Annotated in this window: 21 protein-coding genes and 5 pseudogenes; 15 read left to right on the top strand and 11 right to left on the bottom strand. The window is 59.5% G+C overall.

What is annotated here, in order from left to right:
- The first annotated feature begins 16 nt into the window (after nucleotides 1-16).
- Nucleotides 17-2695, top strand: a complete 2679-nt coding sequence (locus tag ACZ9EJ_RS25255; RefSeq protein ID WP_046641315.1) for an ATP-binding protein — start codon at nucleotides 17-19, stop codon at nucleotides 2693-2695.
- Between the two features lie 572 nt (nucleotides 2696-3267).
- Here the strand turns inward: ACZ9EJ_RS25255 and ACZ9EJ_RS25250 are convergent.
- From ACZ9EJ_RS25250 to ACZ9EJ_RS25240, 3 genes are all read right to left on the bottom strand, one after another.
- Nucleotides 3268-5457, bottom strand: coding sequence for a putative bifunctional diguanylate cyclase/phosphodiesterase (locus ACZ9EJ_RS25250; protein ID WP_046641313.1), 2190 nt, complete (start codon nucleotides 5455-5457; stop codon nucleotides 3268-3270).
- Between the two features lie 602 nt (nucleotides 5458-6059).
- Nucleotides 6060-6917, bottom strand: a complete 858-nt coding sequence (locus ACZ9EJ_RS25245) for a DUF1236 domain-containing protein (RefSeq protein WP_052764647.1) — start codon at nucleotides 6915-6917, stop codon at nucleotides 6060-6062.
- A 72-nt stretch (nucleotides 6918-6989) separates the two neighbouring features.
- Nucleotides 6990-7322 (bottom strand): DUF1236 domain-containing protein, encoded by a 333-nt coding sequence (locus ACZ9EJ_RS25240; protein ID WP_311521774.1) that lies wholly within the window; start codon nucleotides 7320-7322, stop codon nucleotides 6990-6992.
- 223 nt (nucleotides 7323-7545) lie between these two features.
- On the opposite strand from ACZ9EJ_RS25240, the gene ACZ9EJ_RS25235 reads away from it, so the two are divergent.
- Nucleotides 7546-7941: a DUF1236 domain-containing protein gene (locus tag ACZ9EJ_RS25235; RefSeq protein ID WP_046641312.1), complete on the top strand. Its 396-nt coding sequence runs from the start codon at nucleotides 7546-7548 to the stop codon at nucleotides 7939-7941.
- A gap of 994 nt (nucleotides 7942-8935) precedes the next feature.
- Nucleotides 8936-9172, top strand: coding sequence for a DUF6894 family protein (locus tag ACZ9EJ_RS25230; RefSeq protein WP_046641310.1), 237 nt, complete (start codon nucleotides 8936-8938; stop codon nucleotides 9170-9172).
- Nucleotides 9173-9369: 197 nt separating this feature from the next.
- Here the strand turns inward: ACZ9EJ_RS25230 and ACZ9EJ_RS25225 are convergent.
- Nucleotides 9370-9582 (bottom strand): annotated as a pseudogene (locus tag ACZ9EJ_RS25225) (hypothetical protein); the annotation flags it as partial.
- Nucleotides 9583-9625: 43 nt separating this feature from the next.
- On the opposite strand from ACZ9EJ_RS25225, the pseudogene ACZ9EJ_RS25220 reads away from it, so the two are divergent.
- Nucleotides 9626-10178 (top strand): annotated as a pseudogene (locus ACZ9EJ_RS25220) (IS6 family transposase); the annotation flags it as partial.
- A gap of 72 nt (nucleotides 10179-10250) precedes the next feature.
- On the opposite strand, the gene vapC reads toward ACZ9EJ_RS25220, so the two are convergent.
- The 5 genes and pseudogenes from vapC to ACZ9EJ_RS25195 form a co-directional block, all read right to left on the bottom strand.
- On the bottom strand, nucleotides 10251-10652 hold the full coding sequence (vapC, locus tag ACZ9EJ_RS25215; RefSeq protein WP_046641308.1) for a type II toxin-antitoxin system tRNA(fMet)-specific endonuclease VapC: 402 nt from the start codon (nucleotides 10650-10652) through the stop codon (nucleotides 10251-10253).
- Nucleotides 10652-10882: a type II toxin-antitoxin system VapB family antitoxin gene (gene vapB / locus ACZ9EJ_RS25210; protein ID WP_046641367.1), complete on the bottom strand. Its 231-nt coding sequence runs from the start codon at nucleotides 10880-10882 to the stop codon at nucleotides 10652-10654. Before vapB ends, vapC begins: the two co-directional genes overlap by 1 nt.
- A gap of 140 nt (nucleotides 10883-11022) precedes the next feature.
- Nucleotides 11023-11273, bottom strand: a pseudogene (locus ACZ9EJ_RS25205) (hypothetical protein); the annotation flags it as partial.
- Nucleotides 11274-12012: 739 nt separating this feature from the next.
- Nucleotides 12013-13908, bottom strand: a complete 1896-nt coding sequence (locus ACZ9EJ_RS25200) for an AI-2E family transporter (RefSeq protein ID WP_255742786.1) — start codon at nucleotides 13906-13908, stop codon at nucleotides 12013-12015.
- 796 nt (nucleotides 13909-14704) lie between these two features.
- Nucleotides 14705-15091, bottom strand: a complete 387-nt coding sequence (locus ACZ9EJ_RS25195; protein ID WP_046641307.1) for a hypothetical protein — start codon at nucleotides 15089-15091, stop codon at nucleotides 14705-14707.
- Nucleotides 15092-15294: 203 nt separating this feature from the next.
- On the opposite strand from ACZ9EJ_RS25195, the gene ACZ9EJ_RS25190 reads away from it, so the two are divergent.
- Both ACZ9EJ_RS25190 and ACZ9EJ_RS25185 read left to right on the top strand, forming a co-directional pair.
- Complete coding sequence (locus tag ACZ9EJ_RS25190) at nucleotides 15295-15606, top strand: hypothetical protein (RefSeq protein WP_046641306.1); 312 nt, start codon at nucleotides 15295-15297, stop codon at nucleotides 15604-15606.
- A 2-nt stretch (nucleotides 15607-15608) separates the two neighbouring features.
- Nucleotides 15609-16226 carry an exopolysaccharide biosynthesis protein gene (locus ACZ9EJ_RS25185; protein WP_251090018.1) on the top strand — a complete coding sequence of 206 codons (618 nt, stop codon included), beginning with the start codon at nucleotides 15609-15611 and terminating at the stop codon, nucleotides 16224-16226.
- Nucleotides 16227-16244: 18 nt separating this feature from the next.
- Here ACZ9EJ_RS25185 and ACZ9EJ_RS25180 read toward each other — a convergent pair.
- A pseudogene (locus ACZ9EJ_RS25180) lies at nucleotides 16245-16358 on the bottom strand (NUDIX hydrolase); the annotation flags it as partial.
- A gap of 276 nt (nucleotides 16359-16634) precedes the next feature.
- Between ACZ9EJ_RS25180 and ACZ9EJ_RS25175 the strand changes: the two are divergent.
- The gene (locus tag ACZ9EJ_RS25175; RefSeq protein WP_255737514.1) at nucleotides 16635-16799 is read left to right on the top strand and encodes a hypothetical protein; all 165 of its coding nucleotides are present in this window, start codon (nucleotides 16635-16637) and stop codon (nucleotides 16797-16799) included.
- A 137-nt stretch (nucleotides 16800-16936) separates the two neighbouring features.
- Here ACZ9EJ_RS25175 and ACZ9EJ_RS25170 read toward each other — a convergent pair whose 3' ends face one another.
- Nucleotides 16937-18346: a S8 family serine peptidase gene (locus ACZ9EJ_RS25170; protein ID WP_046641305.1), complete on the bottom strand. Its 1410-nt coding sequence runs from the start codon at nucleotides 18344-18346 to the stop codon at nucleotides 16937-16939.
- A gap of 119 nt (nucleotides 18347-18465) precedes the next feature.
- Between ACZ9EJ_RS25170 and ACZ9EJ_RS25165 the strand changes: the two genes are divergently transcribed.
- From ACZ9EJ_RS25165 to ACZ9EJ_RS25130, 8 genes and pseudogenes are all read left to right on the top strand, one after another.
- The gene (locus ACZ9EJ_RS25165) at nucleotides 18466-19008 is read left to right on the top strand and encodes an RNA polymerase sigma factor (protein WP_046641304.1); all 543 of its coding nucleotides are present in this window, start codon (nucleotides 18466-18468) and stop codon (nucleotides 19006-19008) included.
- Nucleotides 19005-19748: an anti-sigma factor family protein gene (locus tag ACZ9EJ_RS25160; RefSeq protein ID WP_046641303.1), complete on the top strand. Its 744-nt coding sequence runs from the start codon at nucleotides 19005-19007 to the stop codon at nucleotides 19746-19748. The genes ACZ9EJ_RS25165 and ACZ9EJ_RS25160 overlap by 4 nt, the downstream gene beginning before the upstream one ends.
- A gap of 264 nt (nucleotides 19749-20012) precedes the next feature.
- The gene (locus tag ACZ9EJ_RS25155) at nucleotides 20013-20138 is read left to right on the top strand and encodes a hypothetical protein (RefSeq protein WP_441930798.1); all 126 of its coding nucleotides are present in this window, start codon (nucleotides 20013-20015) and stop codon (nucleotides 20136-20138) included.
- Nucleotides 20139-20187: 49 nt separating this feature from the next.
- Complete coding sequence (locus ACZ9EJ_RS25150) at nucleotides 20188-20904, top strand: DUF6065 family protein (RefSeq protein ID WP_046641302.1); 717 nt, start codon at nucleotides 20188-20190, stop codon at nucleotides 20902-20904.
- Nucleotides 20905-20926: 22 nt separating this feature from the next.
- Complete coding sequence (locus tag ACZ9EJ_RS25145) at nucleotides 20927-21442, top strand: hypothetical protein (RefSeq protein ID WP_255742374.1); 516 nt, start codon at nucleotides 20927-20929, stop codon at nucleotides 21440-21442.
- A 34-nt stretch (nucleotides 21443-21476) separates the two neighbouring features.
- Nucleotides 21477-22955, top strand: coding sequence for an SLC13 family permease (locus ACZ9EJ_RS25140; RefSeq protein WP_255742373.1), 1479 nt, complete (start codon nucleotides 21477-21479; stop codon nucleotides 22953-22955).
- Between the two features lie 148 nt (nucleotides 22956-23103).
- Nucleotides 23104-24357 carry a glycerate kinase family protein gene (locus tag ACZ9EJ_RS25135; RefSeq protein WP_046641300.1) on the top strand — a complete coding sequence of 418 codons (1254 nt, stop codon included), beginning with the start codon at nucleotides 23104-23106 and terminating at the stop codon, nucleotides 24355-24357.
- Nucleotides 24327-24542: pseudogene (locus tag ACZ9EJ_RS25130) on the top strand (hypothetical protein); the annotation flags it as partial. The gene ACZ9EJ_RS25135 and the pseudogene ACZ9EJ_RS25130, both read left to right, overlap by 31 nt.
- Nucleotides 24543-24590: the final 48 nt, after the last annotated feature.

Genomic DNA, 24590 nt, shown 5'->3' with positions numbered 1-24590 from the left:
GCATGGAACGGGCTTGATGCTGCTGGAAAGAGAAGCCGCGACAGAAACGTTGGTGGCGACATTGCGTGAAGCGTCCACTGGCCGGGGACGCATGGTCGTGATCGAAGGCGAACCTGGCATCGGCAAGACCGCCCTGCTGCAGTCATTCTGCGACATGATGGACGCAAAGCTCAGAGTCCACTGGGGATGGAACGATCCCTTCACGACGCCGAGACCGCTCGGCGCCCTTCACGACATGGTGGCGACCTTTAACTCGGAAGTGGGTGACATGCTGCGCAACGGCGCATCGCCGGACCTCATCTTCTCGACCGTGCTCAATGCGCTTGCGCGCGCGGCGGAACCGTCGATTCTCATTTTCGAAGATCTTCACTGGGCCGATCACGCGACATTGGATCTCATACGTTTCCTTGGGCGACGGGTCTCGCTGCTGAAAGTCATGATCGTGGTGACGATCAGGCCGACCGAGCTTGACCGAGACCATCCGGCAACCATCCTTTTGGGAGATCTGCCGACAGCCGCTGTCACCCGAATAGCCCTGATGCCTCTGTCGCGCGAAGCCGTAGACATGCTTGCCGGGGACCGGAAAGAAGATGGTGACCTCTATCGAGCCACTGGGGGCAATCCTTTCTTCGTGACGGAATTGCTCGCGGATGGCAATGGTGGCGAAGGGCACTTGCCGGTTTCGATCCGGGACGCAGTGTGGGCACGATGGTCGCGCCTGCCTGCCGCCATCCGTTCGTTTCTGGAGATGATCAGCATCCTGCCGAGCGGTGTGCCTGCGTTCATGCTACCGCATTTGATAGGCGAGGACGCGGACCGGGTGGTCGATCAGAGTATCGAGCGGGGATTACTCAGGCGCGACGAAAAGGGAGCGCTTATTTTTCGCCACGAGCTCGCCCGGCAAGCCACTCTCGAACGAATCTCGCCAGCCAATCAGCGCGTTCTTCATGCCCACATGGACGATATTTTCGCAGCGCTGCCAAACGCCGAAAGCAACACCAACCTCCTGGCGCAACGGCTCCACCATATCGCGCTGTCGGGCAATGCCGAGCGCTTGCTCCAGCTCGCCCCGAAGGCCGCGGCACAGGCGGCATTGCTTGGCGCCCATCAGCAAGCGGCAAACCATCTGGCGACCGCCCTAGACCATGTCGCCCTGGCACCACCGCCGCTTGCAGCCCAGCTTTATGAAGATTGGGCCCACGAGACCTTCCTGGCAGGAAGCGTCTCCTCGGATGAAACCATGCGTGCCTATAATTTTGCGATCTCGCTTTGGCGCTCACAGACACAAATCGAGAGGGTCGGGCTCAATCTCTGCCGTCTTGCCCGCCTGCACTGGCGCCGGGGCGAGACCGATCGGGCAATCGCCTATACCGAGGACGCGGTTCGCGAACTGGAAAGCCTGCCGGCGTGCAGGGAACTTGCGCTCGCCTACAGCACGCGATCGCAATTTCTCATGCTGCAGGACCAGTTCGAAGAGGCGATCGTCTGGGGCGAACGCGCGATCGAACTTTCTGACAGGCTGGGCGAGGTCGAGACGAGGATCCATGCTCTCAACAATGTGGGGACGTCACTTATATTTTCCGGGCAATCCGGCGGCAGCGGCCTGCTGGAGGAAAGTCTCGCCCTGTCGTTGCAGCACGGATTTCACGACCATGCCTCGCGGGCCTACACCAATTTTGCCGAAGGCTGCATGTTGGCCAGGGAATTCGAGATGGCCGAAAGGCTGATGACGGAAGGGATTTCCTACTGCGTCCAGTATGATCTCGATGCAGCAGCACATTATCTGCTTGGGCGGCACGCCCAGCTGCGGATGGAGCAGGGCCGCCTGCACGAAGCCCAGATGATTTCCGAAGGCGTCATGTCCAAAACGGGTTTTCCGCGGGTCATGCGGCTGCCTGCCTTTCTGGTTCTTGCACGCGTGAAGATGCGACTCGGTCAGGCGGAGGGGGTCGATCTTCTGAACGAGGCACTCGGACAAGGCGTGACGACCACCGAGCCTCAACGGATCATCCCGGTCCGGCTCGCCCTTCTGGAGGCGGCCTGGCTGCGGGAAAACCGCGATGAGGCACGCGAACATGTCGACGCACTCGTCGACATAGGACTTAAGCAACTGTCCTCATGGGATCTCGGCGAGATGCTGGTCTGGCTGCGGCGCCTGTCCCTGCCGATATCGTTCGAAACGCCTGACGCAGACCTGCCGGCGCCGCGCGCTGCGGAACTCGAAGGAAAGTTCGAACAGGCGGCAAACCTTTGGTTGACCCTGGATCAACCCTATGAGGCAGCGCTCTCATTGATGCAGGTCGATGACGAAAGCACGGGCGAGGCCTTGTCCCGCGCCGTCACCTTGTTTGAAGAGCAAGAGGCAAAAGCCGCGGCGGTCTTGGCACGCCGGCGAGCGACGCGTTTGGGTTTGGCGGATGCATTGCCAAAAAGGCGTCGCGGACCTTATACGTCGGCGCGCCAGCATCCACTCGGTCTGACACTCTCGGAAGAGAAAGTTTTATCCCTTCTCGTTCGGGGATTGGGCAACAAGGAGATCGCGCGTACACTTTCGCGTTCGCTGCGCACCATCGAGCATCAGGTCTCATCGGTGCTGGGGAAATTCAACGCGAGCAACCGGTTGGAAGTGCTCCTGAGGGTTCGAAGCGAGCCCTGGCTTGTTCAAAAGGCCCGAGAGAGCGCCGGCCCGAGTTAGCGCTACCGTCGAAGATTTAGGGACATCCACAAGGAGCCCGATACCGGCAATTCCGATGAGGCGCATTTCCCACGCCAGACACGGACCCCATCTCGACGGATCGCAATTGCCGTCTCTTTCATTGATACGTCTAGGCCGATATACTCGTCCATGGCTGTTCTACGTTGATGCTGGGCCCGGCGTCCAGTCGAGATCCAGAGGGGCATGGCTCCCGCGATTACCCCATGTGGATGCCCCCGCCGGCCGGCATTGTCGTATGATGCCTGAGAAGGAGTATTCCGCCGGACGTCCAAATATATGGATTGGTGATGCGAAAGCCCTGTATCTCATACTCGTTTGTCCTTTCGATTTGCGCACATAGACTTGCGGCAAACAATCGGCTGCGAGCTCTTCGGCCTTTGCGTCACCGCCGATCTGACGGCCATGAGACTGCATGTGATGCCCCTGTTCGTGGGCAAGTGGAAACATCTCTTCGCAGTGGCCATTTGCGCCATCAGCAGGCCTATTACCGATGAGCTAGTTGAGAAATTGGCAATCAGTTCGCGTCGCAAAATGAGATTTTGGGGCTTTGATCAATAGCCTATTCCACCTCTAGCGGTTTCCGGCGCCCTTATCCCTGCACTGAACAGAGCCACAACCTGTCCACGTGAAATCGGCCGTGACAACAGGAAACCCTGTAAGTTGTCGCATCCAAGCAAGATCAAGGCGTCTCGTTGTTCGTCAGTCTCGACTCCCTCGGCCGTCGTATCCAACCCCTGAGCACGAGCCATGGTAATAATCGCCTCCACGACGGCTCTACTTCGGCGTTGAGCGATGTCCTGAATAAACGATTTGTCGATCTTGATCCGGTCTACAATTATGTTCTGGATCCTGGAGAATGACGAGTGTCCGGTTCCGAAGTCATCAATGGCGAGCCGCACGCCCGCTTCTCTCAACATCTCAACGTTGCGGGTGGTCTGCTCTTCTCCACTGACCGCCAGACTCTCGGTGATCTCAACTTCGAGGCGGTTCGGCTCGACGCCCCACTTCGCCAGTGTCGATAGGACACGCAGAGGATACCCAGGAGACCCGAGCTCAACGGCCGAGGCATTGATCGCGACATCTATCGACGGCAGATCAGCGAGCATGCTACACGCGTCCTCAAGGACGAGAGCTCCAATTTCATGAATGACGCCAATCTCCTCCGCGAGGGGGATGAACACGTCAGGAGGAATGAGGCCCAGTTCCGGATGCCGCCACCGCGAGAGCGCCTCCAATGAGCATGGGAGGACACTATTGGCAGGGTAGACGGGTTGATAGAAGATCTCGATCTGCGCTCTGCGTTCCAGCGCCGCACGCAGGTCGTGCTCCAGGCGCCTACGCTTGCGAAGGAGATCGTCCATATGGTCTCCGAAGATCGCGTAGGTGTTACGTCCGGCCGCCTTCGCATGATAGAGCGCGATATCGGCTCTGCGTGTCAGTTCGACGGCATCTAACCCACCGGTTGCTAGCGCGGCACCGACGCTCGCCCCAACCACAACATGAGCGCCATCGATGTCAAAGGGTTCGCGTAGGCGTTTTACGATACTCTCCGCCAGAATGCCGACTTCTTGAAACTCGTAGCTCTCAGCCAGGACGGTAAACTCGTCACCTCCGATCCGGCCAATCAGGGCGTTCGGAAGGAGATCAACGAGCCGTAGCGCGACGAGAGAAATCAGTTTATCCCCAGTCGGATGCCCGTAGGTGTCATTGACCGCCTTGAAACGGTCGAGGTCTACGAAAAGCACACCGAGGTTATCTTGCGGCAGTGCGCTCTCGAGCCGGCTGGTAAGCTCCCGTTCGAAATGAGCCCTGTTGGCCAATCCTGTGAGGCTGTCGTGCAAGGCGAGATGTTGAAGTTCCTGGCGGCTAGACGCGAGCCTGACGGAGCGCTTCCAGATTGCTCGCCCTGCAAGGCTGGCGGCACCGTATATTGAGAGGACAGAAAGTCCGATCACGGGAAGCGTCGCATAAAAGACGCTCAAGCCCGGCTCGAATGGATGCCAGTTGAAGAAACCGATCAGCCGCCCAGATGCGGACTTGAGGGGGATTTGAGAATGGCTCTTGTCCTGAGGTTCATGAACGGTGAACTGCATCTCCGCGAACTGGTACTCGTTGGCGATCTCGGTGAGAAAATCACCGTCCAGGAAACGCACGGCGACGTGCAGGTTCTCCTCGCCTGCCCGCTGCTCAATCTCGCCGGTGTCGGAAGTGATTGGTTTAACGCTCACGATCGCAGGTCTTTGCCCAACATATGTCAGGTCGCTTTGCCCGATCGAAAGGACAGTATCCGAAACCCCTTCTTGGTCGGCCGCGCTCAGCCTCCCACGAAGGCGCCTGGCCAATGGCAGGTAAGATTCACGTAAGTCGTCTGCAGAAGGCGCGTTGTCTGACACCGCGATGAACTGATAAATTAACAATCCTTCGGGAGAGAGCACCACTGCGGCGTCGTGGCCGAAGTAGGTGTTCATCCACTGCCCCAGGTTGGTGCCGAGCCACTCGAGATCGCCGGCCTTGGTCTTGATGACGGCGTCATCCCAAACGGTCGCACTCTCTTGATCGTGGGCCACCGAGGCTTGCATTTTGGAGACAATCAGAGTGACCAGGTCCTTCTGACGTGCCGCAGCCACCTGATCGGCATTAGCCGCGGCCCAGTACAATGTTCCTAGGAGCAGCCCTCCGACTAATGCCGATGCGATCGTGGGGAGGAGCCATTTCAAGAACCACTGCGACTGACTGATCATGCAAATATCTGCCTTTTCGTATTTAAGCAGAGAATAAAACGCGCAGATTAAGCCTCCCGCAATCGATTTGGTTAACGACCGGAAATATCAAGCGAAAATGAAGGATGGCGCAACCTCAACGTGGCACTTGATCAAGCGGGAGGTACAACTTTTCCATGGTGGTATCTCGATCGGAGGACCTGTTGATTCATGCGAACCGCTGTTCCATCATCGGCGAGGCGGGAGAGTCGTGGAGATGAGACCAGATCCTACTCAAGCAATCCTATGTCAGGACGCTGAAGGGCATGCCATAGAGGTGCTCCGCATCCCCGACCAAAAAGGTGATCGCTATTTTTACATCGACAGTCATCGAACCTCTCGGCTGCTCATCCTGCAGGCCGATGGCACCTTCCTGGAAGCTATCAATTCGAGACGGTTTTGGCCGATTTCAATAAAGTCCTCCAACATTGTCTTCCCTCGCAAGGGCTGACCTAGCAACATGGGTTGGAGGCGAGATGGTGATGGACATCCTCCCGGAGCGTGCCAACGTCGGAGCGCGGCGGGAACAAGAAGGAGCGCCGCTACCCTCCCCGCGGCACTCCCTCCAGACGTGGCGACCGAAGTCAGACCACGAGAATGTAAACGATCTCGTAGGTATCCGGCTCGACGATCACGATGCGATTGTCGGCGAGCACGAAATAGCGGTACGAGCGATAGGCCGGGAGAATTTCGACGACCCTCGGCGGAAGCGGATGCAGTTCCACCGTTTTGGGGACTGCGACGCCGACCGATACACTGAAGCTCGGCTTGATCGGCTCGACCTTGTTCTCCACGATGACGTTTCGAATTTCGGTCTTCTGCTCGGTTGAGATATTGATGCTGCCTGTGACCTCGTTCGAGGGCCGATCAGCCGAGGCCGCGGTCGTCTCGCTCGACTGGCGTTGCTGGGTACCGATCGCTGTGTTGGTGTCGGAGCTTGTTTGAGTGTTGCTGCCGGCCGCGTTCATATCCTTCTTTTCGGTCGAAGTGCCGGAGCCCTGTGCCGACTGCTTTGTCTGATCAGCGCTCGAACCGGCGGCGGCGTCCTGGTTCATGTTCTTTCTCTGGTCGCCAGTCTGCGCCGAATCGGTGCCAGTCTTGCTCTGGCTCTCCTTCGTGGCAGCGTTCTGGGCGTCCTTCGACGCGCCGCTACCTGCTTCACCGGGCTTGCGAAGCTGCTCCGACTGCGCCTGCTTCTGCGCCGGCTGCTGCTTTGCCTCCGGGCCGTTGCCGCCTGCTGACTGGCTCGAGGCGCCCGCCTCCGGCGTGGTGGCCTTGGTGCCTTGGCTACCCGAGGCAGAACCCTGCTTGGAGGTTCCCTCCTTGGGAAGAAGTCTTGGATCGGCAGAGCCACTCGACGAGTTCTGAGCGAGTGCAGGAAGCGAAAGTGTAGACCCCGCGAGCAGGGCAACGAGAAGGGCTTTCCTATCAAAGAGTCTCATGCTGGTTCTCCATCTTGTGTTTACGGCGCCCACATATCTGGCGACTACCAGGACGCGAGATTTCCAAGCTGATTAATTAATGACGTGCACGACCTTGCGCGTGCTCGGCTCAACCAGCACGGTTTTGCCGCCGACAACGGCGTAACGGTACTTGACGTCCGGGACGTCGACCGTGTGAAGTTCAACCGTATCGGGAAGCGATGCCCCGACGCTGACGGTGACATTCGGAACATCCACGGACTTCACCTTCTGCTTGGTGACGTACTCCTTGATCACCGTTTCCTGCTCCGGGGCGATAACCACGGTCTGTGCCGAAGCAGCGAAAGTTCCTGCCATGGCGGCTACGCCTGCCGCTGCGAAAATCACGTACTTTTTCATCACGTTATCCTTCTTTTCCTTGTTCACGCACTCGCCTCGCGAGGGTATTGGAACAACCCCGGAAGGTTCATCGTGTTCCGGGCTCGGACTTCGGTCCGAATGGTCTGGGACCAAAGGCCCAACCCTCCTCCCCAGCATCGGGTACAAAGGCCTATGGCGCTTGGACCGAAGTCCGAAGGGAGGAACGTGGCAGCTGGGGCCACGTTAGTGGCTCACGGCTTCGGCCGCAGCAACGAAGGAGGAAATCATAGTGAGAAATCAACTCATCCTGGCAACGGCCCTGTTCGCGCTGGCAGGCGGAACGGCCTTTGCTCAGTCATCCACCGTCAATGGAGCCGCCGGCGGTGCGGTAACCGGCGCTATCGTCGGTGGTCCAGTCGGGGCTGCGGTCGGTGGCGTAGTCGGCGCGGTCGCAGGTACGGCGATCGATCCGCCGCCGCCGACTGTCGTCACCTATGTCCGTGACTTGCCCGCACCAACGGAACGGGTCGTCATGAAGGAGAAGGTGGTCGTCGGCCAGCCCTTACCCTCGACTGTCGTCGTCAAGGCAATACCGGACAATCCGAACTACGCCTACGCAGTCGTGAACGAGCAGCGCGTCATCGTCGAGCCTTCCTCGCGGAAGGTCATCCAAGTCATCAACTAATTAGCTGGATCGGGCGTCGGATACACGCCCGATCGTCTTGGATCGGTCCGTGATGTACAATCAGCCCAGAAGCAGCCGCAGCAGCACTCCCGTCCTTATGGTTTTAATGGCCATGGCGGGAATGGTCGTCGCACTTGTCGCACTCAACGACTCGTCGAAGAACTCCTCTGCCCGTGTCTTTATTCCTGAGGACTTGGAACTCAACACCAAATCCTGAAGCAGACGCTTGCCAGGATGCAGAGTTACAAACCTACCCGCGCCGGAAAGAAGAGCAGCGGTGCGGCGGCGGCCTGGGCGGTTTTACTCACCTCCTCTGTGCCGATGAGTGGGCCCTGAAGGGAGCGCCCGGGGACCGTCCTGATCTCAAAGCCATTCGTGCCCATGCAGTAAACAACGGCGATCGCCACACTGCTGAACGCCTCCACCATGAATGATGTCGTGTCGAAGGGTTCTTAACTCGATGCGGCGAATGCCCTTATCTCGATGCCCTCGTGATTTGGGGACCATCGGATTTTGCGAAACTGCGTAGTGGCGATCTGCGGAATCCAGGGCACCCCTACCAGCCGATCGCGCCACCGGCCTTCGGTTAAAAAACAATCTGAAATCGTGGCACACCTCCTAAAGGCAGCACGCCACCAAGCCTTGCGGTGCTATGATATCCAAGCCGCATAAAAGTCGTGCGACGACTCCGCCAAGACGGCGAACATACCTAGTAAACATTCGACACCACCAATGGCCGTAGTGTAGTTTGCCGGGATGAGCCCTTTTTGCGGCCTCTCGCTAAACATCGCCGATGCCCTTGGCATATGAACTCTGCGGGTACGGCGCCTGCATGGGAGCATCGGCCGGAGACTCATCGCGGAACGCAGGTGGGGGGTAGCTCGGAATTGCAGGTGAGCAATGATAGGAGCGGGATCACTTGCGTCGCTGACGGTGCGCCGGGAACAGCATCCTTCCACGGAAGTTCGGTTTGCTAAGCTTCAAGGAGGAAAGCATGCCCCGGTATTACTTCCACGTCCGAACAGCCGGTGTCCTTGAGATAGACCCCGATGGCACTGAGTTTGCAACACCGGCTCTCGCGTATGATGAAGCCGTTAAAGGGGCGCGGGAGATGATGGGAGAGAAGGTCGCCAAAGGCGAGATTGTCGATGGCGAGACCTTCGAAATTACCAGTGAAAGCGGCGAAGTGATCGCCATCCTGCCGTTCAAGTCGGTTGTCCGATTTGAGTGAAGGCCGACATAGGGGGCACAGGTTGTGTAAAGCACGCTCAATCCCCTCTTGAACTCATCTCCGAGCAAGCCTCCGCGAGCATCAAGCGTCGATGATGCCGAAAAGCAGAAACCCGACGAAGGCCCTAATCCACGGGACAAGCCGAAGCCAACTGTCGCCGCCCGCGACATGTTCGTACCTGACCTTCATGTCGATACGCTGATCGCCTCTGCGCAGGTGATGATGTTGCGTGCCCAAAGGTCCGCCCGCAGAAAGGCAACCGGTTGCTGCCGCAGGGTGAGCCCGGTATGACTGTAGCCTTCAATGACGTTGTGGCCGTCCGTCGTTTGCCGAAGAGCAACCTCCGGCTCCCGCTGCTCCGCAATCGCGACCATCTCACGTTCGGCCGCGGCAGCAAACAAGGGCAAGGGTATTGCCAAGTTGTTTGACTTTTGCGTGGGCTGTCCAAGTGGGATGAATATCCCGTGCCAAATGCCGCGTCTGAAAGGCTTCGCTTTGCCCGTGAAATCATCGCCTGTGCGGTATGGGCTTATCATCGCTTCGCGCTCAGCACCGCCGACGTGTAAGACCTGCTCGCCGAACGTGGTGTCATTGTCAGCCGGGAAGCAATCCGGCTTTGGGGTCAATCGCTTCGGGCGGCATTTTGCAGTTTGTGTCCGGCGAGATCGACGTGCGCCTCGCGATAAATGGCACATCGACGAGGTCGGGATCGCGATCCGTGGCAAAAGCATTGGCTATGGCGGGCCATCGACGCGGACGGCCCTGTGCTCGACATTCTGGTTTAGCCACGTCGAAATGCGAAGGCCGTAAGGCGTTTCCTGCGCGACCTGGTTGCTCGGTTCGGCATACCAAGGGTCGTCGTTACGGACAAACTCCGCAGCTACATCAAGCCGATCCGAACCCTCGGGCAGGCGCCGAGTGTCGGGGGCACAAAGGGCTCAATAATGCGGTCGAAGTCTCGCACGGGCCGACACGAACAATTGACAAAAGGCCTGATGTGATGGGATTCGCTCAGACACCCGGCGGTTAAATACTTGCTGCAATCTGCGAGATCCGGCTATGGGATTGATTATTTAAACTAGGTTGTCCAATCTTCCACTCGTAGGCCGGGCACGCGATCAAATTCCCGGCGGTTATTGGTGACCATAATCAGTCCCCGCGAGCGCGCGTGTCCCGCAATCAATTGATCATATGGACCAATCGGAGTTCCGCTACGCGCCAATTCAGCTCGCAGTTGACCGCTATGGTTTGCTGCCATTTCGTCGTACGGCAATACCTCGAGGCGCGCTACGAAGCCCTCCACAACGGAAAGGTTCTTTTCAGGACTGACTGACTTTTCCGCTCCGTAAATCAATTCCATTAAGCAAACCGAGCTGATGCACAGCTGATCATGGGAACGATTAAACGCGTCTCGCACCTGCTGCGGTCGATTTTTGATCGTAAAAATGCAGATATTGGTGTCGAGCATGTACTTCAACATCAAAATGCCTCACGCTCCTGCAAGGCAGGTTGATCACGCTCGCTCATGAAGTCGGATGTCGCCTCCGCTCCTTCAAACCAGCTGTCCCAGATCTCACCAGCTGGTGCAATGATACGAGTGCGTCCCACCGCAACGATGTCGACACGCTTTACATCATCGGGCAGAGCAACCGACTTTGGCAAACGGATCGCTTGACTACGATTGCTCTGGAATACTGCACCCTGCGCCATCTGCACGTTTCCGAATTGCATTGATCACGACGTAATTACATAGCCCTCTTGACGGGATATGTCAATGGGATATACGATTCACGCCTGCTACACATGCGATCCATGCCGCACGAGTCGCTCTCGCCTTGAACCACTAGGAACCTACGGGCCGACATCCCTTCCCGCGTATCGGCGATCGCCACCATCTTCCGTTCGGCCGCGGCCACACACAATGGCAGTGGTCCGTCGCGCAGCACCTTGATCGCCCAGAGTGTGTCCCGACGCTCAAGCTTCAGCGGGGAAGAAAAGCATCGGCCTTGGTAAGCTGGACAAGCGCCTCCGATGGCACACCAGACGGTCGCCACATATCGTCGACGGAAGCAAAGGCAGTGTCCATGCGTGCCGCGGCGACGATAAGAAGTCGATGTTGCCGTCAACATGGCCTGCGCGATTTCCGAAGAGATGTGGAGGCCAAGCCCTTCTTCGCCTTCATCGGTCCACCCATAGCGGGAGCACGCCCCGTGTGAGGCGCACCCGCGCCTGCCAGCGCCACCGGCTGTGAAGCATTTCAGACCTCAGCTTCGTCCCCACCGCTTGAAGGCGGTGGTTACAGCCATGCCCCGACCTGGCCCAGAATCAACTTTGATCCCGGCACTAGCATTGCGCTTGACCGACTGCGCAATCATGGCGCTGAGCTTGCCTCTTCTTGGCCAATCGGCTTCATCCGAAAGTCCAACACCATCGGCAGCGACGAGAACCTTTACAGCCCTCATCATCAACGGCGCAGCGCACCTTGATTTCACCGCCGTCGCTACAGGCGAATGCGTTTTTGAAGGCCCACGGGCATGGCGACATTGTCCGATACCGGCCATGTGTCAACTTTCATGCTCAACCGACTGCCGTCGACCGCGTGAGCCGCCATCACGGATGAAGCGACCAGGCTCACATAAGTACCGAGATCGACGGTTTCTGTTCCGCCGCCGGCGTAGAGAGCGATAGAGGCTCGACAACGACTGGATCCGCCCCCTGCGACCCTCCTGACGGGGGACCTCGACATTGCCCTGAACCACGCCATATCGCGCGAGGTCTTATTCAGCCTAATCGTTGTGCCAGACCTGAAAGCCCGTCTTTAATGTAAAACCGTGCGTCCGCTAGATGCCAGGCTGCGCGGCGGCGGTAGCGGACTTGTCCAGAGGCCGCCTGACCCGAATTTTACGGGGGGGCGCCATCACTGATGGCGGTGCATCCGACAGCGCTTCGCGGGCAGTGGATGCCAAGGTGGAGGTAATGAAGTCAACCTCGTCGAGCGCGGGCGGCGGAATGTCCTGCTCGCGCTCGGCCCACAGAACCGCGCCGACGCGGGTTGTGGGGAACAAGCGCTTCAGCCGGCGGATGAGTATGCCCGCATGCTTTGCGGAGTCCTCGTTGAGAAAGCAAACGACGATGGCGTCTGCTTGCTTCGGTAAGAGGGTCATGGCGCGACGATTGGCGATGTCGGTGTGCTTCGCTACGACAACCTCGGTACCCTGAACCTGGAGAACCTGGGCGAGCATTGCCGCTGACGCGTCGTCGAGCGCGCCCCTGCCTCCGATGCAAAGGATAGTCTTGCCGCGTCCGTCCGGAAGCGCCCCTTCATCCCCATCTAATCCCTCGCCGAGCGTAGTCGGCCGTCCGCTTAGCGTTTCTTTGTTCTCCTGCCCCTTTTCTTCCTGCTCCTCTTCCTGGGCGATTTCGGCTAGGTTCGAGACCAAAGTGATGGCGGTCGCGAAGACCTGTTCCATCTGCTGCTCGGTTAAGACACCTCGACGCCGATCCTTCTCGGCGAGCAGAAGTGCCGGAATGGCAACTTTGCCGTAATAGTCCTCCAAATAATTCTCCTCAAGGATTTCCTCAGCATAATCGGTCGCCTCGTCAGGATCCCCGGCAAGAAGCCTCTGGTAGAGGCGCTCCTTGGGATCAAGTACAGGATCGCTGCCAAAAAGGACCTCCAGGAACTCGAATTGAGGCACGTATCGTCCCAGAACTGCAAGGCACACGGTCAGCGGCGTCGACAGGACAAGACCGACCGGTCCCCAGAGCCATGCCCAAAAGATTGCAGCGACAATGATTGCCAGTGGAGAGAGGCCCGTTCGAGAACCATAGAGCCAGGGTTCCACGATGTTGTTGCTGATCAGTTCCAGCAACAGAAAAATAGCCGCAACCCACAGAACGAGTGTCCAGCCGGGGTCGACGGCAAAGGCCAGAAACATCGGCAGAACCGTTGCTATCGCTGGCCCTATGTAGGGAACAAATCGTAGGACGATTGCGAGCATGCCCCAAAGCGCTGCATTGGGGATCCCTACCGCCCACAGGCCAAGTGCCAAAGGGATCCCGTAAGCACAATTTACCAAAAGCTGCATGAGGAGGTAACGGGCCACGCGGCTGCCCGCCTCCTGGATGGCTTCTGTTGTGCGGTGGAGATCTCCATATCCGACGAGCCGAATGAAGCGGTCGCGAAGTTCCTCGCGCTCCAGAAGCATGAAGATGACAACAACAATGATCAAGCCCAGCGACGCAATGGGACCGAGCAGGGGGCCAATCAGGCTGGTCAGCGTTTCAATAGGACGATTAGGTGAGAATATCTCAACGAGCAGGGGCTCCCTCGGAGGAGATCCGCCACCTGGAGCCGATGGCTGCTTCCCTGCACTGTTTAGTTCGCGACCGACGCTCTCGACAACCGATGTTAGGCGCTGAAGAACACCACTGTCTGTTCCGCTTTCCTGGACGGCCCGGATCTTTGTTATGATGTTATTCTGGTACGCTGGGAGGTCTTGAGCGACGTCAGCAACGTGTCCCGCCACCACAAGCCCGAACAAGACTAGGACAAGGAAAGCGAGCGCGACCGTGATTATCACCGCCAGAATCCTCGGTAGACCAAGCTTTCTTAGTCGAGAGGAAATCGGGGCCAAGGCGAAGGTCAACAAGACCGCAATCGCAAGGGGAAGAAGCACTTCCCTTGCAAAAAACAAAATCGCGATGACCGCGAGAACACTTGCAAATGCGGGCATGCGCGAGGGAGAGGATGGCGAGATCGAATAGACACGGCGGAGGCCCCCGAGGTCATTTTTCAACTCCGCCTCCGATCTGCTGTAGCTGGACAAGGTCGCCGTACGCGTCTTATCGATAGCCTTCAGCAAATAGGGCCCAGATTGGCAACGGCAATGGGATCCTTGTCTTGAATAGACGCTGTTAACCCGTTTGCGTTGCGGCGGCAGCCGCTCAAGAATAGCTCAGCCGCCCCCTTCCATTGTGCCAATCGCCATGAGACGATGCCCATGGATTTCGATTGCTGAGTGCCTCAGGTGGGACAAACAGATTTCGGACTGCGGAGAAGACGCTGACGAAATGGAGATTGTCGAGTGCAGGCCGGGGCCGACATCTACGCCGACTCCAAAACGACGCTATAGCCGATAGAAGCGCGCGGCGTTGTCGTGAAACAAGGCAAGGCGCTCGTCTTGCGTATAATGGGCCGTGATCACCTTGAACCCCTCCAGGATCTTGTCTTAGCTGTCAAACAGCTTGTCGACCGGGAAGTTCGAAGCGCACATACACCTCTCGACGCCACTCCACGACGGGAGCATGATCGGACCAATCAGGGAGAGGGAAAGCCCATAGGGCCGCAGGGCCGCGTCCACCAACCGGTTGAACACCCGGGCAGCGTGGATGGCAAGATATCCCGGAGCAACTGCGGCCTCAGGATGAATATGTTCGTCATGTTCTGACATAGCTCTTACTAGGACGAGCGCGATCATGTTCCAGCGAAAGACAGCTCCAGTGTACTGTCTTCTGGGAAACTCTCGTGGCTCATCCAGGAGTGCCATCACCCAAAGCCATGATGACCAGCCCCACGATGAGGCCGGCTGCGAACAGGTTCAATCCAAAGACGACACTCCTGGCTGACAGGCGTCGCCGCTTGGCGACGCCTGTATCGGCTTGATTGACGGCTGAGGCACCAAAGGCAATGTTTTCCAGGATCGGCTCCGGGGACGGTCGGACCTCCTGCGGAGCCGGTTGTGCAACTCCCGAGGCAAGGGCATTGGCGACCGTGACCTGCCGGATATTCTCTTCGTCGTATTTTACGGTGAATTCTACGGCGCCGCCTGACTGTAACTTCGTCAGGGCTTTCCGAGCTGCTTCGACTTCATCCTCGCCTTCCACGAGCGACGTCTGGGTGACGAGATAATACGGCATGCGGGCTGCTTTCTATTCGCGCGATGCAGCGTGATCGACCAGAACACTTGCCCCGTCAAGGGCACCTCGGCCTTGAACACCTCTCATCCGCTTCCCAAATCATACCTGACCCGCCGGTCCGGGCCCCTCTGGTGAAAGTCTTCGGCGCTTTCGCGATGTCCGACCTTAAACCGACAGATGCCGTACGCCACGGGACCAGAATTATGATCGCAGACATTGCCGCATGGATTTTTACGCTGTTCGTTGTCGATCCGCTTAACGCCGAGATGCGGCAACATCTCGATCGTCCAAACGTGCCGGTAGAAATCGTGCAGCAGTCGCGCCGCTGCCTGGCCATCGAGGTACCACGCCTCATCGACAAGGCCGGCAATGAGCCAGGTTGGGCGACGGCGACCGCGATCGGTATCTCGACCGGGTGGATGTCACCTCAGCGGCTGTTCGACGGAGCCGATCCAGCCTGCAACGCGTTGCGGGGACTAATCGGCACAGAGAACACGCGCGAGGCGGAAGGTTGACCTTGGAAAAACTAGTCTGCGGGCGCAATACCAGCACGGCATCCACGACCTTGTTCCGTCTTGTGGCGGAAGCACGCAGCCGGGATGGTCTGACGATCGCTGATGCCCTCGGGCTCATGGGACGGTCCGGCTTCGGTTTCGTTATGCTTCTCCTGGCACTGCCGGCGCTGATCCCCATTCCCGGTCCCTTCGGGATGATATTCGGCTCCGCGCTTGCGATCGTTTCGCTTCAATTCGCGATCGGGTTCGAATCCCTGTGGCTTCCGTCGCTGCTGGCCAATCGCCGCATATCGGCGAAGGCATTCGAAGCGTTGGAGCGGTATGCGGCGCCGCTGGTCCGGCGGATCGAGCATTTTGTCCGGCCGGGTCGGATGAAGGCGTTCGCCGGGCCGCGCATACCTTACCTGCTTGCGCTTCCGGTCTTCTGCCTTGCGGTCGCCGTCGCTCTGCCAATCCCGTTTGGAAACCTCGCCCCCGTCGCGGCACTCTGTGCCATCGCCATCGGGCTGATCGAGCGTGACGGGCTCGTGGTTCTCCTCGGGCTTGGAATGACACTGATCGCGCTGGCCGTGACAGCAGCGCTCGTTTATGCCGCAGTTGGTGTCATCCCCTGGATTTGAACTCAGCCTGTCGTGCCCTCGGCCTCCTTTCTTGAACGCGAGGAGCATCGATTTCAGATCGTCCTCGCGGACGCGACGCGCGGCTTCATCGGGGCTGACCCAATGAAGCAGACGTCGGCCGCGTTCCTTGAAGTGTCGGACGATTGACGGTCCTACAGGGTGTCGCAACTAATTGCTGCCGTTGCGTTCTGGGGAAGTCGCGAGGACAAACCCCCGTCCCTCAATACATAGTTCGTCGCCCCACGAACACGCTCTCGCGACACTCTTCACCGCAGCCACTCTTGGACCAGCACCGGGCAGCAGCTCTTCCGTCTGCCGACGTCGCTTAAGCTTCTATTTCCCTCCGATGACGATATTCCCGCCCCTACTGTCGGGGTCGGCCATGAGAACAAGCACCTGTTTTGCCAGTTGGCGATCGAGATCCCGCTGCAGGAGATAGTTGAGGCCACCGCAAAGGCCGGGTGGGAAGAGGCCGAGGTGCTGACGGCGATTATCAAGGGTGCGGATAACCTGGTGCTGGCTCATGGATCGAATGCCGATCTCGACGCGCTGCTGAAGGCGCCAGCTGCGTGACCGCGCAAATCAAGATAGACCGTGTTCCCTTGGTCAATCATGAGCCGCCGATCGGTTCTGGGATCACCAACCAGTCCGCTCTGCCTGTCCTGCTTCGCTACGATGTCTGGCGCAACGCAAGCAACCGGCGCGCGGACTCACAGCGTGGACGGCTTGTTTTCATTTTCACCGTCGCAAAGTCTCCTTGCGTTGAGAAGCCCCCATCCAAACACACGGTCTCTCCCGGGCTCTCCGATGTCATCGGTGAACTGCCTGATCTTTGCCTCAAGACCTTCAAGTGACATACCCGGGTTGTTTGCAATCAGCACTGAGACTGCCGCCGTCACGAAAGGGGCGGCGAAGGACGTCCCGGTTTTTTGGCGCGCACCGGTGATGGACGCCGCGGTCCAGACCCCAACACCGGGAGCGGCAATGTCAATGTAATCTCCACGCACCGCCCGACGATAAGGATTGCGCCCCTTGTCGACTGCCGTTACGGCGATCGTGTCGTCATAGGCTGCCGGATAAACAGGCTTTGCGTTCGGGCCATCATTGCCGGCTGCTGCAACGAGGATAACTCCTCGGCCGGCCGCGGCTTTCACCGTCGTTTCGAGCACCGCATTTGCCGGACCGGTCAGGCTCAGGTTGATGACCCTGACATCGCGTTGAACAAGCAGGTCCAATGCACGCACGAGGTCATAAATGCTGGCGATGTCGGTCGACCCTTCAGTTCTTTTAAAGGCATCGACCGCGATGAGTTCTGCCCCGGGCAGGAGACCCGGAACGCGGCTGTCGGATCCACCCACCAGCAGGGCTGCGACGGCTGTGCCATGCTGCGCGCCCGAACCTTTTCCCTCTCCCTCATCAAGGTGGATGACCTCCAGCCGGGAATTTGCCAGGCTCACGTGGTCGGCATTGATCGCCGTATCGATGAGACCGATACGGTGCGGCTTTACACATCCGGCGGTATCGCCCTTTGGCCACCCCACGATCTCACGCACAAGCGTGCAACCCTTGCCCGCGCAGCCTGACTTGTTATCCGATTCCGGCTGATAGAAATGGTTCAAATCGACCGTTGCCGTGGTATCGCGGACAGCAACGGCAGCACGCGCCGCTTCGAGCGTCATCCCCCGCGGCACGATGAGCCGCACCATCTCCTCGTCGATGAGTGAAATTCGGGCACGACTATTGACGGTAAATCCTTCCTGGATCAGTCCGGCGAGCGCATCTTCCCCAAGGCCCACTGTGACGAGCTCGTTTTCCACATGCTCCGGAACTGCGGCTGGACGGCGTACAGCTGCGCGGCGCTCACGGGAAGGCCAGCGAAAGAGCGAGCGGAGGTCGCGCAGGGCATTGCCACCGCGATGATATCCATTGCTGCCGTTTCCGTCGCCGCCACCATTGCTACCACCGCCCTCACCACCGTCATCTCCATCATCGTCATCGGCAATCGCAATAGGAACGGTGAATGCAGCGTCATTCAGACGTAATGGCAAAACGGCGAATGCTACTGCGGCGATTGCGGCAGCGAGGAGGCGCAATGGTTTTATTTTGACTATGAGCAACACGGCAGGTCTCCTGTGGCAGCTTCCCAATCAGCTTTCAGGTCGGGAAGCGCCTTTCGATCAAACTATCTGGGAAATACGTTGGACTCGACAGCTTATTCCCTCGCATGCAAAAAAGCCGGATGACTGACGACATGCTGACTGTCCCAGAACGGCTGGTGGCCTTCCTGCCGAACCTCAGACGCTTTGCGATTTCGCTCTGCCGATCGCGAGAACTCGCGGATGATCTTGTACAGGCCGCCTGCGAACGGGCGATCCTGGGCGCGGACAGTTTTGCGCCCGGCAGCCGGTTCGATGCCTGGATGTTCCGCATCCTGCGCAACCTCTGGATCGATCATCTACGCCGCCAGAAGACCGCCGGTCCACATGACGACATTGACGAGGCACGCGATGTTTCCGTTCCCTCCGGCGAGGCTGCTGCCCATGCTCGCATGGATCTTGTCGCGGTGTCCGCCGCCCTGCAGAAGCTGCCGGACGAACAGCGCGAGGTGCTGGTGTTGATCTGCGTGGAGGATTTCAGCTACCGCGATGCGGCTGAGGTGCTCTCCATCCCGATCGGCACTGTGATGAGCCGGCTGGCGCGTGCGCGGAAGAATCTGATGGAGCTGACGGGAATAAGGTTTGGTGAAGGCCGTTCACCAGATACGAAAGGCAGCGTTCTATGAATAAAATCGACTTCGACGACGAGACATTGATGGCGTTTGCCGATGGCGAGCTGGACGCGGCGGGGAGCCTTGCGCTGGAGGAAGCGCTTGCAACCGATGACGCGCTTGCCGAACGGCTTGCCGTCTTCCTCGATAGCCGTCAGCTGGTGGGCGATGCGATGAAACCGCTGATCGACGAACCGGTGCCAGCGGCGCTCCTCGCGTCGGTGGGCCGCGTGGCGGAGGAGGCCCGGCAGCAAGCAGCAGCAGCGCGGGACAATGTCGTCTCGTTTCGGCAAAAGACGCAACAGCAGCTGCAGCCAACAGCACGGCGCTGGCTTATGCCGATTGCGGCAAGTCTTGTTGCGGTGATCACCGGCGTGGTCGGCTTTACCGTTGGCCGCATGGGGTTCTCCGAAACAGGGACGGCTTCAGAGATCGCCGCGGTCCTCGATCGCGAGGTATCCGGCAAGGATGTGCGGCTTGATGTTTCCGGCACGGTATTGCATGTCGTTGCCACCTTTCGTGATGAGCGCGGCGAACTCTGCCGTGAATATGAGCTGAAGCAGCCTGCACGCAGTACGCTCACCGTCGCCTGCCGTCAGGAAGGCGACTGGGAGACGCGGCTTGCGCTGACAACCCCGCAGGCGGACGGTTACGTGCCGGCCTCCTCGCAGGAAACGATCGACGCATATCTCGCCTCCATCCATGCTGGCTCACCACTTTCCCCCGAGGAAGAGCGCAAGGCGCTTGCACCCTGATACCGTTGTCAGGCGCCTCCGCTGCAATCCCGGTCGACCCGCTCGTGGATGCAGTCGCCTGGCAACAACTTGCTGTCTGAGAAGATCGAGGTCGAAAAGCCCACATCCGGGGTGGCACGAACGGCTCGACCGCACGAAATACATCGTGATGCGTGAGACTTTTCTCCCCCTTGCTGAACAGTATGACGATCGCCCAGGAACAGAGGCCTTGCTGCCCTTCGTGTCGGAGACGGCTTTCCAGGGCGACAGAAAGCAGGCTGGTGGATGAAGGCCGTGCGGCTTGACCTCGACGCAACGGGCAACATCATGCGCGCCCCAGCGGTCGGTCCAGCTCTATCGCGTCACCTGACCACGTTTTTTATGGGAAATTTTTTGGTCCCCCCGGAATAAGCTCCTTCCATCGCCGTTCCTCTCGCATCGCACTACAAGGAGAACAGCGATGGCACTCGCCCTTCTGAAGAAGCCGCAGCCCCGATTGACCTTTCTCTGCCGCGAGGAGGACGAGGGTGTCATCCCGCCGCCGGTGCGCGCCAGGACGGCGCTGCCCGACTGGTTCCGCAAACTGCCCGCTGTCGACGAGACGCGGATCTCGCCCACCAACAGCGGCATCACCGTGAAGCGCTGCATGCCCTTCCTCGACGCCATGGCCGCCGGCTGGGTGATCGGGCTTGCGGCAAGCGTGCGCATGGAAATCTCCGACGGCGGCAAGACGGTCGATTGCGGCTGGGATTTCGATCGCACGCTGGTCAGCAACCATGCCAGCCATCAGGTCGCCGGCAATCCCCGCGAGCCGCTGCCGCCTTGCAAGTTTCATAATTACTGGACCATCCGCACACCGCCTGGCTGGAGCTGCCTGTTCATTCCGCCACTCAACCGGCCGAACGGTGTCTTCGAGGTCGTCGCCGGCGTTGTCGATACCGATACCTACCAGTCGGAAATCCACTTCCCCTTCTTCGCCATCGGCGAGGACGGCCTGCATATGCTGGAACGCGGCACGCCGATCGTCCAGGTCATCCCCTTCCGCCGCGATGCCTCCGATCTCGACGCGGACATTCGTGCCGAAAATGCGCCGGAGAGCGTGGTGCGCAAGACGATCCTGCGCAAGACACTCGCCGCCGACGGCTGGTATCGCAAGTTCGCCCGCGCCCAACGATAGGGTCTAAGCCGGATAAAACGCCTTGGCCGTCGCTGCGCGCCGCAGCGGCGGCAATGCCGCATGTTCCGAAGAAGGAGATTATCCTATTGAAATTATTTCGATTTTATCGGGAATAGGATTCGCCCGCCACCGTTTCTCCTTCGCAGCCAACGAGGCTGTCACTCAAAGGAGAAACACCATGAAGAAGGTCATCGCAATCTTGAGCGCATTCCTGGTGGTCGGCGCCGCAGCCCCCGCGCCCGCCGTCGCCGACGACCCGGTTTACCGCTTCCTGCAGAAGATGACGCGCTCCAGCAAGGCGAGCCAGGCCCGCTACAGCCGCGACCGCGACGACGATCGCCGCGGCGGCTGGAGCTCGAATCGCGACTCCAACAGCTCGTCAAATTCCTCGCGGAATTCCAATTCCAACTCCAACCGCAACTCGAACTCCAACAGCAGCTCCAATTCGTCGAGCAACTCCAGCTCAAACAGTTCGTCCAACTCTTCGAGCAATTCAAGTTCGAATTCTTCCTCCAATTCGTCGTCCGACGACGATTGAGATAGCAACCTGCAAGACCGAAAGGAGGGCGATCATGGCCCTTTATGCAATCGCCCCTCCCGGACCCCACGCCGATCGGCGTGGGGAACTGTCCCCGATGCTGGAGCCGAGCATGCCGCTCGCCCGCGTCAAGCAGATCGTAGCAGTGATCGTGCTGGCTTTCAGCGCCATACTGATCTTTCTCGCGATCGACGGCCTCACCATGAACATGCGGCTGACGCTCGCCGTCTTCGTGGCGACGATCACCGCCTGGACCATCCTCGACCTGCCGGATACGCCCGTGGCGTTGGCGGGTGCTGCCCTCCTGCCGGTCGTCGGCGCGATCGATGAGGACGTGCTCTATCGCTCGCTCGGCAATGATATCGTCTGGTTGATGCTGGCGGCCTTCGTGGTGGCCGGCGTGCTGAGACAGGTCGGGGTGATCGAGCAGATCATCCGCCGGTTACTCGCCCGACTTGCCACCGTTCAGGGCCTGTTCTGGACGGTGACGCTCCTGATCTTCGCAACCGCCTTTATCATCCCCTCGACGTCAGCGCGTGCCGCCATGCTCGCACCGGTTTATCTCGGCCTTTCCGCGGCCATCGATAATGCGCGGATCAACCGCGCGCTTGCACTGCTCTTCCCCTCGGTCATCCTGCTTTCGGCCGGCGCATCGCTGATCGGCGCGGGCGCCCATCTCGTGGCGGCCGGCATGATGGAACGCCTGAGCGGCCAAAGCCCCGATTTCCTCCACTGGATCGCGCTTGCCGGTCCCTTCTCCCTTCTCTGCTCACTGCTGGCCTGTGCCGTGCTGCTGAGGTTTTTCCTCACCCGCGAGGAACGCGCCATGACCATCGCACCACAGGGTAAAAGAGATATGCCGACATCGCTGACACGCCAGCAATGGACCGTTCTCGCCATCACCGGCGCGATGATCCTGCTCTTCGCCGCCCAGCCCCTGCACGGCATCGGCATGCCACTCATCGGTATCGCCGCCGCTCTGCTGCTGGCGACCGAACGGATCTCCGGCCTGGCGCTGAAGGCCGCGCTCAAGGGCGTGGAATGGAACCTGCTGCTGTTCCTCGCCGGCACGCTTGTCATCGGTGAAGCCCTGATAGAGACCGGAACAGCGAACGTGCTGGCCGAACGGGTGGTTGGCCTTGCCGGCAGCAGCATCGCAGCCTGGCCCGCCCTCGTCATCGGCTTTGCCGCCGTCGTTGCGACCCTCTCCCACCTCGCCATCACGTCGCGCACCGCGCGGGCGACCGTGCTCATTCCAGCCCTCGCCCTGCCGCTCGCGGCCCTCGGCGTCGATCCGCTCAATCTCGTGATGGTGGTGACGCTCGCAAGCGGCTTCTGCCAGACACTGATGGTCTCCGCCAAGCCGGTGGCGCTGTTCGGCGCGATGGACCCGCCACCCTTCGGTCAGGGCGACCTGTTGCGGCTCGCCATGATGCTGGTCGTGCCCTTCATGGTGCTGCTCGTCGTCTTCGCCACGCTCGTTTGGCCACTGCAAGGCCTGCCGCTCAGATGATCCTCATGGACAGACCAAAGAAAAGGCCGCCACGTGCGGCCTTTTTTTTATTTAGTCGGCTCATTTATTTTCGGTTCGCCGGAATAGATTCCGAGCCGTCCCGTTCCTCCCCTGTCACATGATCGTCATAGCAGAAAGGAACGCTCCCATGTCTTTCACGGTTCTCGTTGCCCCCTCCGGTTTCAAGGAAAGTCTGTCGGCCGATCAGGCAGCCGACTGCATCGAAAATGGCGTCCTGCGCGCCTTTCCCGGTGTTACTGTCATTAAGGCGCCAATGGTCGACGGCGGCGAGGGTTTCACAAAGGCGCTCGTCAAGGCGACCGGCGGCGTTCTGCATCAAATGACGGTGACCGGTCCGGTCAACGAGCCTGTCGAGGCGCATTTCGGCTTCCTCGGCGGAAGCGGCGAGCTGACCGCGGTCATCGAAATGGCGGCTGCCGCAGGCCTCAGCCTTGTGCCGCGCGACCGGCGCAACCCCTGCTTGACGACGAGCTACGGTGTCGGCGAACTGGTGCGCGCTGCGCTCGACCAAGGCGCACGCCGCATCCTTCTCGGTTGCGGCGACAGCGGCATCAATGATGGCGGCGCCGGCATGGCTGAAGCGCTCGGCATCCGGCTGCTGGACGGCAAGGGAAACCTACTGCCTCGCGGTGGCGCTGCGCTGGCCCATCTTACTGCCATCGATATGTCGGGCCGCGATCCGCGCCTTGAGGGCGTGCGCATCGATGCTGCCGTCAACTGGCATAATGTGTTGCTTGGCGAGCGCGGCGTTGCCCGCGTCTTTGGACCGCAAAAGGGCGCAACGCCGGCGCAGGTGGAAATGCTCGTTGCCGCAATGGAGACGTATGCTGCGGAGATCCGGCGCACGACGGGCATCGAGGTTGGCATGGCGCCCGGATGTGGTGCGTCGGGTGGTCTCGGTGCTGCGGTGTCCGGTCTCCTCGGCGGCGAACTGCACCCGCGTTATGATATCGTCATGCAGTATCTCGAGCTCGACCGTTTCATGGCAAAGGCTGATCTCGTCATCACCGCAGAGGGCAGTCTTGATGGGCAAACGCCGTTCGGCAAGGTGCCTGCGGAGGTGGCGGCTCGGGCAAAGACTGCCGGCGTGCCCGTCATTGCGCTTGCGGGTACCATCGGCAAAGGCGTGCGGCTTAATTTCGAGCATGGCATTGATGCCTTTGCCTCGATCCTGAGCAGGCCGTGCTCGCTGGAGGACGCTATCTTCAGCGCTCCGAAACTCCTATCCAGGGCAGCTGAGGATGCTGCCCGCATGGTGCTGGTCGGGATGAGACTTGGGGCAAGGTCAAGATTTACATCGGAACATCGCAGACCGGAAGCTGCCAACGGCGGAGTAAAAACCGGCCACGCGGCGGTGCAGTGCGCGACCATCAGGATGTAAACGTCTATGTGGCGCAGGGCATTGCGCTCGGTCGCGTTGGTCAGCCTGACGATGTTGGCCGCGCTTTAGCCGCGATTCTATCCGGCGACCCGGAGTGGGCGAACGGCACAACATTCGACATCTCTGCTGAACAGGTCCGCGACGACGAAGTCACCCTCACAACCACCTGCGAAAAGACGAGATAATCATGCCAGAGCCCAATCTGACGCTCATGAGCAGTCCACTTTGCCCGC

This window comes from Neorhizobium sp. USDA 3394 (assembly GCF_056280385.1).
The sequence above is the reverse complement of the archived record's forward strand: the minus strand, read 5'-3'. Positions and strand labels throughout refer to the sequence as shown.